The 13,971-nt window shown below is 28.3% G+C and carries 12 protein-coding genes; 1 reads left to right on the plus strand and 11 read right to left on the minus strand.

Annotation, left to right across the window (positions count from 1 at the left end; genetic code table 11):
- Positions 1 to 217 precede the first annotated feature (217 nt).
- From hisS to Bamer462_RS02765, 5 genes are all read right to left on the minus strand, one after another.
- Positions 218 to 1,528 carry a histidine--tRNA ligase gene (hisS, locus tag Bamer462_RS02745; RefSeq protein ID WP_500837584.1) on the minus strand — a complete coding sequence of 437 codons (1,311 nt, stop codon included), beginning with the start codon at positions 1,526 to 1,528 and terminating at the stop codon, positions 218 to 220.
- Positions 1,529 to 1,552: 24 nt separating this feature from the next.
- Positions 1,553 to 2,683, minus strand: a complete 1,131-nt coding sequence (gene ispG, locus Bamer462_RS02750) for a flavodoxin-dependent (E)-4-hydroxy-3-methylbut-2-enyl-diphosphate synthase (RefSeq protein WP_500837585.1) — start codon at positions 2,681 to 2,683, stop codon at positions 1,553 to 1,555.
- 302 nt (positions 2,684 to 2,985) lie between these two features.
- On the minus strand, positions 2,986 to 4,116 hold the full coding sequence (rlmN, locus tag Bamer462_RS02755; RefSeq protein ID WP_500837586.1) for a dual-specificity RNA methyltransferase RlmN: 1,131 nt from the start codon (positions 4,114 to 4,116) through the stop codon (positions 2,986 to 2,988).
- A 196-nt stretch (positions 4,117 to 4,312) separates the two neighbouring features.
- The gene (ndk, locus tag Bamer462_RS02760; RefSeq protein WP_500837587.1) at positions 4,313 to 4,741 is read right to left on the minus strand and encodes a nucleoside-diphosphate kinase; all 429 of its coding nucleotides are present in this window, start codon (positions 4,739 to 4,741) and stop codon (positions 4,313 to 4,315) included.
- 455 nt (positions 4,742 to 5,196) lie between these two features.
- Positions 5,197 to 6,369, minus strand: a complete 1,173-nt coding sequence (locus tag Bamer462_RS02765; RefSeq protein ID WP_500837588.1) for an IscS subfamily cysteine desulfurase — start codon at positions 6,367 to 6,369, stop codon at positions 5,197 to 5,199.
- Between the two features lie 807 nt (positions 6,370 to 7,176).
- Between Bamer462_RS02765 and Bamer462_RS02770 the strand changes: the two genes are divergently transcribed.
- Entirely contained in the window at positions 7,177 to 7,980 is an 804-nt protein-coding gene (locus tag Bamer462_RS02770) for an inositol monophosphatase family protein (RefSeq protein WP_500837589.1), read from the plus strand.
- 93 nt (positions 7,981 to 8,073) lie between these two features.
- On the opposite strand, the gene glyA is transcribed toward Bamer462_RS02770, so the two are convergent.
- The 6 genes from glyA to lepB form a co-directional block, all read right to left on the minus strand.
- On the minus strand, positions 8,074 to 9,336 hold the full coding sequence (glyA, locus tag Bamer462_RS02775) for a serine hydroxymethyltransferase (RefSeq protein WP_500837590.1): 1,263 nt from the start codon (positions 9,334 to 9,336) through the stop codon (positions 8,074 to 8,076).
- Positions 9,337 to 9,765: 429 nt separating this feature from the next.
- On the minus strand, positions 9,766 to 10,254 hold the full coding sequence (gene tadA, locus Bamer462_RS02780) for a tRNA adenosine(34) deaminase TadA (RefSeq protein ID WP_500837591.1): 489 nt from the start codon (positions 10,252 to 10,254) through the stop codon (positions 9,766 to 9,768).
- A gap of 209 nt (positions 10,255 to 10,463) precedes the next feature.
- Positions 10,464 to 10,841 carry a holo-ACP synthase gene (gene acpS, locus Bamer462_RS02785; protein WP_500837592.1) on the minus strand — a complete coding sequence of 126 codons (378 nt, stop codon included), beginning with the start codon at positions 10,839 to 10,841 and terminating at the stop codon, positions 10,464 to 10,466.
- Positions 10,842 to 10,843: 2 nt separating this feature from the next.
- Positions 10,844 to 11,578 carry a pyridoxine 5'-phosphate synthase gene (gene pdxJ, locus Bamer462_RS02790; protein ID WP_500837593.1) on the minus strand — a complete coding sequence of 245 codons (735 nt, stop codon included), beginning with the start codon at positions 11,576 to 11,578 and terminating at the stop codon, positions 10,844 to 10,846.
- 577 nt (positions 11,579 to 12,155) lie between these two features.
- Positions 12,156 to 12,845 (minus strand): ribonuclease III, encoded by a 690-nt coding sequence (rnc, locus tag Bamer462_RS02795; RefSeq protein WP_500837594.1) that lies wholly within the window; start codon positions 12,843 to 12,845, stop codon positions 12,156 to 12,158.
- A 125-nt stretch (positions 12,846 to 12,970) separates the two neighbouring features.
- A complete protein-coding gene (gene lepB, locus Bamer462_RS02800) occupies positions 12,971 to 13,966 on the minus strand; it encodes a signal peptidase I (protein WP_500837595.1) in 996 nt (331 codons plus the stop codon).
- Between the last annotated feature and the right edge of the window lie 5 nt (positions 13,967 to 13,971).

Here is a 13,971-nt window from a genome sequence, read left to right on the forward strand (position 1 = left end):
TAGAAATGACAGTATTAATCTCATTAATAACTGTAATATGATTACGAAAATTAACTTTATGGTCTTGCAATCGTGTTGTATAGACAATTAATATTTTACATCTTTAATCAATATTTCTATAATTTTATTTACATAGATAATACACCATCAGTATCTACATAATAAATTATGTATCAAAGATATTAATCTTGATAAAATTAGATATCTTTGTGATACATTATCTATTAAAAATAGGATTAAGTGTACTATACAGTATGAATTTCAATCTTTCAGCAACTGCATCATGCTTTAATATTTCTTGGGTTTTTGTTTGTAAATTTTTTAAAATAATCGTTTTTTCAAAAGCGTTTTTTTCATTCATGATTAATACAATTTGTGTTTTATGCTTATTAGCGCAATAAAATTGTTTTTTTATATTTCCTCCTCCATGATGTACTATTAACCGTATAGATGGCAATACTGAATGAATATGTTCAGATAATAGCATTGAATGTTTTTGAGAATTGCGGCCCAAACTAATTAAATATACGTCAATACGTATATTTTTATTTAAAATAACATTATTATTAATTTCTCGCATCAACAATATTACACGTTCTAATCCTATGGAAAACCCGATAGCAGGTATTGCATGTCCTCCTAATTCTTGCGCTAATTCATCATAACGACCACCAGCGCAGATAGTTTTCTTTACACCTAAGCTATCAGTAACCCATTCAAAAACTGTTCTGTTATAATAATCTAAACCACGCACTAAATATGGATTAAGTGTATACGACACTCCTAAATGATCTAATAACTGACATAACTCAGAAAAATGATCACGTGCATCATCATCTAAATAATCGTTTAATATAGGAGCATGAACTAATAATTCTTTAGTTTTACTATTTTTAGTATCCAAGATTCGCATTGGATTAGAGTATAAACGGCGTAAATCATTATGATCTAAATTACTTGAATTTTTTTCTAAAAATGTTATTAATTTCTTACGGTAATTTATTCTAGCCGATAACGAACCGATTGAATTTAATTCTAAGGATACATGATGATCAATTCCTAACTTTTTCCAACAGCGAGCAGTAATTAAAATTAACTCGGCATCTATATCAGGTCCTATTTGACCAAAAGCCTCAGCACTAAATTGATGAAATTGTCTATAACGTCCTTTCTGAGGACGTTCATAACGAAACATTGGGCCCAGATACCACAAACGTTGTTCTTGTTGTTGATAAAACAATCCATGCTGAATACCTGCTCGAACACACCCAGATGTTCCTTCCGGGCGTAATGTTAAACTATCACCGTTACGATCATTAAAACTATACATTTCTTTCTCAATTACATCCGTCACTTCTCCAATAGAACGTTTAAACAAATCTGTGCTCTCAACAATAGGAAATCTAATCTCCTTATATCCATAACTCTCTAGTATAGTTACAAGTGCATTTTCTATATATTGCCATATAAATGTATCTTTCGGCAAATAATCATGCATACCTCGGATAGATCGAATATTTTTTACCATATTTAACCATGTATTAATTTTAGATTATTTGTTTATTGCATGTGATACAATAACGCGCTTATTTTTATTTAATAATTTAGATTTAGCTCGAATACGACGTTCCAGTTCTTCAACTATTGATACATTATCACAACGTGATTGTTGTCGTATTCCATCCTCATATACGCCACTTTTATTACGCGCACCAGCAACGCCAATTGTCGATTTCAATGCTTCTCCTGGACCATTAACTACACATCCAATAATAGATACATCCATAGGTGTTGTAATATCACTGACTTTTTGCTCTAAAGCATTAACTACATTAATTACATTAAATTCTTGTCTCGCACATCCCGGACAAGCTATAAAATTAATTCCATGATCTCGAATCTTTAAAACCCTCAAAATATCAAATGCTACTTTCACTTCTTCTACAGGATCTGTAGCTAATGATATACGTATAGTATCCCCAATTCCCTCGCTTAATAGAAAACCTAAAGCCATTGCAGATTTTACTGTTCCATTACGTAAAGCTCCGGCTTCAGTAAGACCTATATGTAATGGTTGATCTATTTTTGACGCTAATGCACGGTATGCTTGTACTGTTATTGGTACATCAGAAGATTTAACGCTGACTTTAAATTGATGAAAGTTTAATTTATCTAAAATATCTACATGCCTCATTGCTGATTCTAATAAAACATGTTCTGTTGGATTTCCATCATATTTTTTTTGTAAATCACGTTCAAGGGACCCAGCATTTATGCCAATACGAATAGATATATTTTTGTCTTGAGCACAATGAACTACAGATCGAATACGTTTATTATTTCCAATATTACCAGGATTGATACGCAAACAATCGGCTCCATACTCAGCTACTTTCAATGCAATACGATAATCAAAATGAATATCTGCTACTAATGGAACATTAGTTATTTGTTGTTTAATTATTTTAAAAGCTTCAGCTGCATCCATAGTAGGTATTGATATACGAACAATATCCACTCCTGCCTTTTTTAAGGCATTAATTTGTTTAACTGTCTCTAAAATATTTGTAGTACGAGTGTTTACCATAGATTGCACCGCAATTGGAGCGCCATTTCCAATAGGGATATTACCAACATAAATACGTGTAGATTTTCGACGAAAAATATCCGTAATATTATTCATATTCTCTCCAATATTTTTATGTTAAAAAAAATAAATGCATGAGTATATAATACTTTATGTATTATATACTCATATACTCATGTTAAAAACAATTATATTTGTTTGAATTTATTGATTATATCAAAATGAAAGACAAAATTATATTGTCTTCAGAAACCATAATTTTAAAATTATGATATATATAATGAACAGATAATTATTATATTAAATTTACAATTTTTTTAATTTTTATTATTAAAATAAAGATACAACCTATTGATTATATAAATTATAAATACCTTAAAATAATTCCATTGTGTCAATTATCTAATAGTATTCGACACAATGGAATTATTTGTAGTATAACGAATAATATTGCAATTAATGCGATTCATTACTTCTCCTGTTAATTGCCCGCAAGCAGCATTAATATCTGCTCCTCTTATTTTTCGTATAATAGTTGTGATATTATGTTTTAATAAAACTTTAAGAAATGCATGCATACGGATATGGGAACTACATTTATATTGTATATTCGGAATCGGATTCCAAGGAATCAAATTAATTTTACACGGAATACCTTGAAGTTGTTTTACTAATTGATACGCATGACAAACTTCATCATTAATATGACTCAGTAATACATATTCTATCGTTACTCGGCCATGATTAGATTTGGTTTGTTTCAAATACTCACGCACTGCTTCCAATACATTATTAATATTATATTTTGTATTAATTGGCATAATCTTATTTCTGATAATATCATTAGGAGCATGTAAAGATATAGCTAATGGTACATCGATCATATTTTTTAGTTTTTCTATACCTGGAACAATTCCAGCAGTCGAAAGAGTAACATGTCGTTTCGATAATCTAAAACCAAGATCATCTAATATAATTTTTATTGCTGATACAACATTAACAATGTTTAATAACGGTTCCCCCATGCCCATAAATACTATATTAGTAATAGGAAACTTATTTGTTATATTATTTTTTTTATTGAAAGAAATAAGTTTTGCCGCTCTCCAAACTTGGCCGATTATTTCTGATACACGTAAATTTCTGTTAAAACCTTGCTGTGCTGTTCCACAAAAATTACATCCTAAAGGACATCCAATTTGAGACGAAATACACAAGGTGGTTCTCATATTTTCAGGAATATAAACTGTTTCAATTTGTTGGTCATCAATTTTCATAGCCCACTTAATTGTTCCATCTGAAGACAATTGTTCTCTTGTAATTATTGGAGCACGAATTTCAGCTATTTGATTCAATTTTATTTTTAAAGATTTACTTAAATTTGTCATCTGATAGAAATCATCACAGTAATAATGATATATCCATTGCATTACCTGATGAGAACGAAAAGGTTTTTCACCTAATTTAGTAAAAAAAAATAATAACTCTTCTTTGTTCATATTAAGAAGATTAACTTTTTTTACACACATAAAATATATCTCGCACGATCAATATTTTTATAAAAAATCAGATTAATATTAATATTCTATTTAAACGAAGCTAACACAAATCTAATCCCATCATCATGATTGCATACTTGCAATATATTCATATTTTGTACTACTACTATATTAGTAAACAATTTTTTTCAAACCATTTTTTATATAATAAATAATACAATAATATTTATACATATTCATTTTTTGTTGTCTTAAAAAAATAAAAAATCTCACGTTCAGCAGATTGATTGGAATCTGATCCATGAATAGCATTTTGAGTGCAATCACAACCATAATCAGATCTAATAGTACCTGCTAATGCATGTGCTGGATTAGTAGCTCCCATAATTTCTCTATTACGTTGTATTGAATTCTTACCCTTTAATATTTGTACAAATATTGGACCAGAAATCATAAAATTTATTAAACTGTCAAAAAATATTTTTTTTTGATGCTCAAAATAAAATTCAGAAGCTTGCGCATATGTTAATTGCAGCATTTTAGCTCCCACCAAAACAAGACCAGAAGCTTCAAACCTACTAATTATAGGTCCGATTATATTTTTAGCAACTGCATCTGGTTTTATAATTGACAGTGTGTTTTCCGCATAAAACATACACACTCCTATTAATTTCTATTAATACTATTGTTTAAAAACAAGTGAATAATACTTATTATTAAATCAAACTTAAAATAAAAACAAAACAAATAAATAACCATATCATATATGTAAGATATACTATGATATCATCTTTTCGTATATTCCATCGATATTATATTAATAGAATACAAAAATCATTACACCATTTATAATGAATATCTATAAAATATTTAGTTTAACATTAAATAAAATATTTCAACACGAAAAACACAATTAATTATATGTAGTATTCAATAATAAAAACATTACAACAATAAAAGATCAAAATCTAACATACAAAAAATACTCTTCAGAGGTTATCTATTATTTATATATCTAATTATATTAATAAATTATAATTTTTTATAAATACACTACTCATCATAAAAATTTCATATTTAAAAATAAATAAAGACATTTAATCAAAGAAGTTATAATAAATGTATCATTGCATTTAACTTTATAACAGTAGTTACTATATGATGAATGGCATACTCTATTTCTTCTTCAGTTGTAAAACGCCCTAAAGAAAATCTAATTGAATTATATGCTAATTCATTATCTCTCCCTAACGCTTGTAATACATGTGAAGGGTTTAAAGTATCAGAGGTACAAGCAGAACCTGAAGATAATGCAAAGTCTTTTAATGCTATTATTAATGTTTCTCCGTCGATATGACTAAAACTAATATTTAATAATGTACCTATACTATGATCTAAATCGCCATTAATCAATACTCCTTCAATTTGTTGTAATCCTTGCCATAAACGATCTCTCATTTTTTTTAAATAAATCATTTCAGTTAACATTGTTTCTTGTGCTAAACGATATGCTTCAGCCATCCCAACAATTTGATGAACCGGTAATGTACCAGAACGTATACCAAATTCATGTCCTCCGCCATGTATCTGAGCATTAATATTAATTTTTGGGTATCTATTATGTCGCCGTACATATAAACCACCGATACCTTTTGGCCCATATAGCTTATGTCCATTAAAAGACATTAAATCTACCGGTAACACAGATAGATCAATATGTAACTTACCAACGCTTTGGGTTGCATCCACATGAAATATTATATCATGTAAACGACATAATTTACCAAGTTTTGTGATATCTTGAATTATGCCAATTTCATTATTTACATGCATAATAGATAGTAAAATGGTATCGTCACGTAATGCATTATTGATTTGTTCAATATTAATTAAACCATTAGATTGCGGAATTATACGAGTAATTTTAAATCCTTTGTTCTCAAGATATTGGCAAGTATCTAAAACTGATTTATGTTCTGTCATGCTGGTAATAATATGTTTTCCTTTTTTACGATAAGCTTGAGCTATTCCCTTAATAGCTAAATTCACTGATTCAGTAGCCCCTGAAGTAAAAATAATTTCACATGACTCAGCCCCTATCAACTGAGCAATTTGTCTACGAGCTACATCTACCGCTTCCTCTGCTTTCCAACCATAATAATGAGAACGAGAAGACGGGTTACCAAATATACCGTCTAGAGTAAAATATTGCATCATTTTTTCTACTACTCTAGGATCTACCGGAGTAGTAGCAGCATAATCAAAATATATTGGTAACTTCATCTAACATACTCCAGAAATAAAAATTTTTCTGATATACAAAATATAAAAATTATATAATCAACACCATTAATTATAAATTATTAAATTAGATATTCTAAAATATATTTATTCTTAGGTTTGATATATATATTTTGCATCAAAACATTATTTTATATGATATTATTAATCGTTACTATAAAAAATGTTATAACCTACTTTATATTTTTTATCTTTATTAACACTTAATTTAAACATAGATAAAACATATGTTAAACATATCATTAAAATAAAAATATATTTCTCACGTTATTTGTATACTACAAACAATGTTAGTTAATTAATTGTAAAAAAAATGGAATTTTTTAGTTAAAAAAAATCAAAAACAATAAATAATTAAAAGTATTAGCATTATTTATAATATTAGAAACTAATAATTTATAAAACAATATTTTTGTAACAGTAATACGTTTTATTTATCACAAGAAATAAAATAAAAACGATTGTATACCATATACATATACTTATTATTATTGTAATTTTATCAATCTGCTTATACATAACACTTAATTTTAATTAGTTTTGAAAACTTATATTTATATATTATATATCCGCCACATTATTTCTATAATTAAAATAAATATTTCTTTGTAATATAAAAAATTCAAAGATTCTTAATGATTATATATTTAAATATGTATGTATTACGTGATGTGCATGTAATACAATATCTGTGTTGCTTAGAAAGAGATAATTCTTCTAACACATAATACTTAATATATTTTAAATTTTATTTTTTTTAATTTATGAGAATTACTGGATGAACAATTTATGCATCCGATACTTAACGTTGCTATTCAAGCTATAAGAAAAGCGGGGAACTTTATCGCTAAACGATATGAGATGTTTGATAAAAACAATATGCAGGCAAATTATATTAATAATTTTATCTCTGAAATAAATAAAGAAGCATACTGTATCATGACGGCGATCATTCGAAAATTTTATCCATTACATACCATTGTTACTACATGGAATGATCACAATATTTATGATACGAATTGTAAAGATAACATTTGTTGGATAATTGGAGCGATAGATAATGACGTTAATTTTATTAAACAGTTTCCTTTTTTTGCTTTATCTGTCTCTATTTTCTTGAAAGGAAAAATTGAAATAGGAGTAATATACGATCCTATCCATAATGAATTATTTAGTGCTTGTCGTGGAAAAGGAGCGCATCTTAATGGTTACCGGATTCGTGTAGGTACCGCTAAGAATTTACACGAAGCTATTATTGCAATTTCTTGTTCTTATCAAAATCAACATCATATAATTATCAATCTACTCAATAAATGTAGTAATAAACATGTATATTTTCGTTACACTGGAGCAACTATTTTAGATTTAGCTTACGTTGCAGTTGGTCGAGTAGATGGATGTGTTGCCATTTTTTTTAAAAATACTACTAACAATACAAATGCATTAGCTAGCGGTGCTTTAATAATTCGTGAATCAGGTGGATTAATTATTGATTTTGCCGGATCTGATAATTATTTACTGTCTGGAAATATAATTGCGGGTAACATGAAGATAATCAAGGCCATTTTGCCAAAAATGCGATCATCTGAATAAATAACCTAAACAATGTTAATAAATTTTCTTAAACTTTTGAAAGAATAATGTTTATTACACAAAAATACATAATATATGCATGAACGATATCACTTAATTAATTTTTTTATAACGTTCATTATATATAGGATGCTGAAAACATACATTTAAAACTTTAGTTTTTATAGATAAAATAATTGCATCATTATTGATATGATTTAATATATCACAAATCCAATGAGATAATTGTTTCACATCATTTTCATTAAAATCGCGTCTAGTTATCGCTGGTGTACCAATACGTATACCAGAAGTAATAAAGGGGCTTCTAAAATCATTTGGTATGGTATTCTTATTAACAATAATATTAGCTCGTTCTAAAGCTGTACTAGCAGCTTTTCCAGTGATATTTTTATTTCTTAAATCTAATAAAAATAAATGATTATGAGTCATTCCAGAAATTACTTTAAATTCACGTAATGCAAATTCCTTAACCATTGTCTGAGCATTTTGAACAACTTTTTGTTGATATATCTTAAAGGATGGATCCATAGCTTCTTTAAAAGCAATTGCTTTCGCTGCAAGAACATGCATTAAAGGCCCCCCTTGAGAACCAGGAAAAACAGAAGCATCTAGTTTTTTATATAACTCAGAATCACCTCCATTAGCCAAAATTAAGCCACCTCTAGGTCCTGCTAATGTTTTATGAGTAGTGGCGGTCACTACATGTGCATGTGGGAGTGGATTTGGATATACACCCGCTGCGACTAATCCTGCAATATGAGCCATATCAATAAATAAGTATGCTTGAACAGCATCAGCAATTTGACGCATTTTAGACCAACTTATGATACCAGAATATGCAGAAAAACCTCCTACAATCATTTTAGGTCGATATTTTATAGCTAAACAATATAATTTTTCATAATTAATATGACCAGTTGCATCAACCCCATAAAATATAGCATTATATAATTTTCCTGAAAAATTTACCCGCGCTCCATGTGTTAAATGTCCTCCATGATCTAAATGCATACTTAAAATCGTATCTCCGGGCTGTAATAAAGCATTATACACAGAAAAATTAGCTTGTGAGCCAGAATGCGGTTGTATATTTGCATAATCTGCAGAAAATAATTTTTTTGCACGATTAATGCCTAACTGTTCAATCATATCGACATATTCACAACCGCCATAATAACGTTTACCTGGATATCCTTCGGCATATTTGTTAGTAAGTTGCGAGCCCTGTGCTTGCATGACTTGAGAACTCACATAATTTTCAGACGCTATCAAATCAATATGTTCCTCTTGTCTAATAATTTCTTGCTTTATTATTTCCCATAATTCAACATCATAATTTGCACGCATAGACATAATAGCCCCTATCTTGCTAAAATATATATAATATATACACATATATATTATATATATAAGATCATCTTAATTGCAATTAAACCATAATTATTTATTACAAATTCATTAACAACAATAGTGTGCTAAAAAAATACTATTTTTTTAAAATTGTTAAATAAATAAATACATGAAAATACCAATTACTTTATTAAACAAATAAATCAATATTAAAAGTTATTTTTGAAATTTTTTATAAATATGATATTAAACATACTATGTATTTAAGCATGTTAAATATCTGTAGCGATGAAAGAAAAAGTAATTTTTTATTTTTTATATGAAATAAAAAACATTTTTATATGGTTATTTAAGCATTTAAATACATAATTATTCGGTAGTGCTTTATTATTTTAATATAGATGGGCAGGCCTATTGTATATCCTAATTTTGTTAATATTTTTGAGATGAAATCAAAACTTGACGTCGACGCCTAAAGAATTTATTTAACTGAGAAGCACACTCCTTTTCTAATATCCCAGTTGTTAAAGATACATGATGATTATTCATAGGATGATGGAGTGTATTTCTGAACCATGATGATTGTCCTATTTTGTTGTTTTTCGCACCACAAACCAATCGATGAATACGAGCATGGATTATTGCGCCGATACACATCATGCACGGTTCTAAAGTAACATAAAGAGTAGTACCCAATAATCGATAATTACCTAAAACACCCCCCCCCATGCGTAATGCTATAATTTCTGCATGAGCACTTGGATCATGGCATATAATAGAAGAATTCCAACCGCAACTTATAAATTTGTCATCCTGAATTAAAACAGCTCCTACTGATATTTCTCCAATAATCTCAGCATGATCAGCTAATGCGATAGCATGACGCATCCATATCATATCTATATTTTCTTTTTCATTCATATAATCTTTTCCGCATATAACACAAAATATTATCAATACATAATCGATAAATAATTTTTATATAATATTTAGATACTAATCTTTTATTGCAATAAAATATCGAAATAATTTTCAATTATATAAGTCATAGACCTCTATATCATAAATTATTCACATTCAATTAAGATTATCATACAATATATGTATGCTATTACATTTACTTGTTTAGTTTATCGTTCCAATATAACGAATGCGCACGCATATGAATTGGTATCGGATAAGGTAATATGCATTTTTTTTAATGATAATTTATTAGCTAATAATGCTGCATATGAGAATAAATGCAACATTGGTTTTCCTAATTTGTCATTAAATATTTCAATTTGATTAAACGTCACGCCTTGACTTACTCCAGTACCAAATGCCTTAGCTACTGCTTCTTTTGCAGCAAAACGTTTTGCCAAAAAATACACAGGATATTTTTTATTTTTATATATTTTCCATTCTGCCGCACTAAGTACCCGGTGAGCTAGTTTATCTCCACTATGTGTTATGATTTTTTTTATTTTTCTAATATCGACGATATCTATACCAATTCCGTGAATCACTACTAACCTCTTCTTGATTCTTGTATCAATCTTTTCATATCTCGAATAGCTTTAGGTAATCCGCAAAATACTGATCGGCTAATTATAGCATGCCCTATATTTAATCCTTGTATCTCTGGTAACATCGCAATAGGTCCTACATTGTAATAATTAAGACCGTGGCCAGCGTTAATTTTTAAACCTTTACTCGCAGCGTATTGTACACTTTTTTTAATACGTTTATATTCTAAATTTCGAACCATTGGATCTATAGAATCAGAATACACGCCAGTATGTATTTCTATACAAGAAACACCTATATTATACGCAACCCCAATCTGTTGTTCATTAGGGTCAATAAATAATGAGACCTGAATTCCAGCATCAGTAAGCTTAAATATTAACTCTCGTAATTTATTTGATTTATTTATGACATCTAAACCACCTTCAGTTGTTAATTCTTGACGTTTTTCAGGCACTAAACAACAATGATGGGGTTTTAATGCACATGCAATATTAATCATTTCATCTGTTGCTGCTATTTCTAAATTCATAACTGTTTGTATGGTTTTACGTAACATTTTAACATCTCTATCTGTAATATGACGACGATCTTCCCTTAAATGCACAGTAATACTGTCTGCTCCTGATTGTTCTGCAATGAATGCAGCATATACAGGGTCTGGATGCGCAGCACTCCGTGTATTACGTAACGTTGCGATATGATCAATGTTTACTCCCAATAATAAATTTGACATTATATGTACTCTCTTTAATGCAGTATTTGCGCCTAATTGAATATAAATATATAATATATGGTATATTTTATTTTTAAATATATCTTTTTTACTATTTCAAAATTATAGTTTTATATATAACTTTTAATTATTGAAAGAACTTCATTAAAATTTATGATTTCAATTTATAATCGTATTATCACAACTATCAATGTTAATTGACAATAAATATTACTAATATAAATTCGATATGCAATATTATTGCATATCGAATTTATATGTTTCGGGAAATCGACATTATTAATTAAAGTTATGGGTACAAAATTTATTAAAAATAATAATAAACAAATATCATGATAAATACATGTATTTATCATGATAAAAAATATACGATTATATATATGTATAATCGTATATTTTTCAAGAGATAATGATCGATAATTATTTCACTTAATTCCAATGATTGCGAAGCTATATTTGAAATAGCAGATATATCTTTAATAATTACATGATTATTTACCTGAAAATTTAATCGGCGTTAAATTATTTGTTAGGATCTAAATATGTCAAAATTATAATAAATAATAATTTAATTAGATCATATGCATTCATTATGTTCCAATACTTCCAAAACTTTTTTTGCTGCATTTTGTTCAGCTCTACGTCGACTAGAACCGAATCCATTAACCGGTTGTGTTAATTCACTAACTTGACAGTTTATGCTAAATATTTGATTATGCGCTTCTCCATCTATTTGATTAATCCAATATATAGGTAATGGCAAGCGGCGGTGTTGCATATATTCTTGTAGACGAGTTTTTGGATCTTTTTGTTTATCGTACGGATCCATTTGATCTAAACGAATTTTGTACCAATTAATAATTAATATTTCAACAGTTTTTATATTACTATCTAAAAATATACCACCGATTAACGCTTCTATTGCATTAGCTAAAATAGATGCACGTCGATATCCACCGCTCTTTAATTCACCTTGTCCTAATTGTAGATAATCTCCTAAACTGAACTCTCGTGCTAATGTTGCTAAGGTATTTTCGCGTACCAAATTTGCACGCATCCTACTCATATCTCCTTCAGTAATATGAGGAAATTTATGATACAATAAGTTAGCGATCACATAATTCAAAATGGCGTCTCCTAAAAATTCCAATCTTTCATTATGTTGATTACTGGAACTTCTATGAGTTAGTGCTTGCATTAATAAATCATATCGCGTGAAAACGTAACCAAGTTTTTTTTGAAGTATATTAACTAACATAATATTCATGTATTATACATCATATATTATAACTATGATAAAAACTGTTTTGCCCAACCATAACCAAAAAAATTGATTATAAAAAATATAATGACAGAATATTTTATCTGTAATTAGCAAAGATAAAATATCTCTCATTGTATATTACCAATTCTATTAAATTGTATACTAATTGGCCACACCCCTTCTTGCTGTTTTTTTATATTTATCCAAATTATTGTTGCTTTTCCTACTATATTACGTTCAGGAACAAACCCCCAGTAACGACTATCTGCGCTATTATCCCTATTATCTCCCATTACAAAATACTCATCTTCAGGTACGAACCATTCAGACACTAAATGTTTTGTATGTTGATCATACATTTTTATTAAGTTTTGATCACCGGGTGGTATCATTGTTAAAATATTATGTTCCATACCATTAAACGATTCTGTAGTACGAATTAATCTAATCCCATGAGAATATTTTTGATTTTCTCCTATTTGAATAAAGGTAGAATTAACTTTTCCATTGATATCACTACTAAATACCTGAATAAAATTACTAGGAACAACATTACTATAAACAATTGGCAATAGCTGCATACATGTAATACCAGATACATTATGAGGATATATAGTTAATTGTTTAGTAATTATATTATAAATAACTTTATCTCCTGGTTCCCCAATTATTCTTTTAATATAATTTAGTGTGGGATTTTTAGGGTACTTGAACACTATTACGTCTCCACGTTTTGGATGTCCAACATTAACTAACGTTTTTTGAGTAATAGGATTTTTAATGCCGTATACAAATTTGTTTACTAAAATGAAATCTCCTATTAACAAAGTTGGCATCATGGATCCAGAAGGTATACGGAATGGTTCAAAAACAAATGATCGTATCATAAATACTAATAATAATATTGGAAAAATTGAAGATATAAACTCATAAATTTTTGAACAATATAAAATTATTAATAAATAAGCACTTCTTGACTGCTGATACATTTCATTTGATTTCTGAATAAATATTTTTTTATTTTGATAACGATTACACATTATCGTACATAGTTGTTTTATACCCCAAAAAATACCTGATACTCCCGTAATAATTGCTAAAATTAAAGAAAATGTGCTAACCATACAAA

The sequence above is a fragment of the Candidatus Blochmannia americanus (nom. nud.) genome (assembly GCF_059934915.1).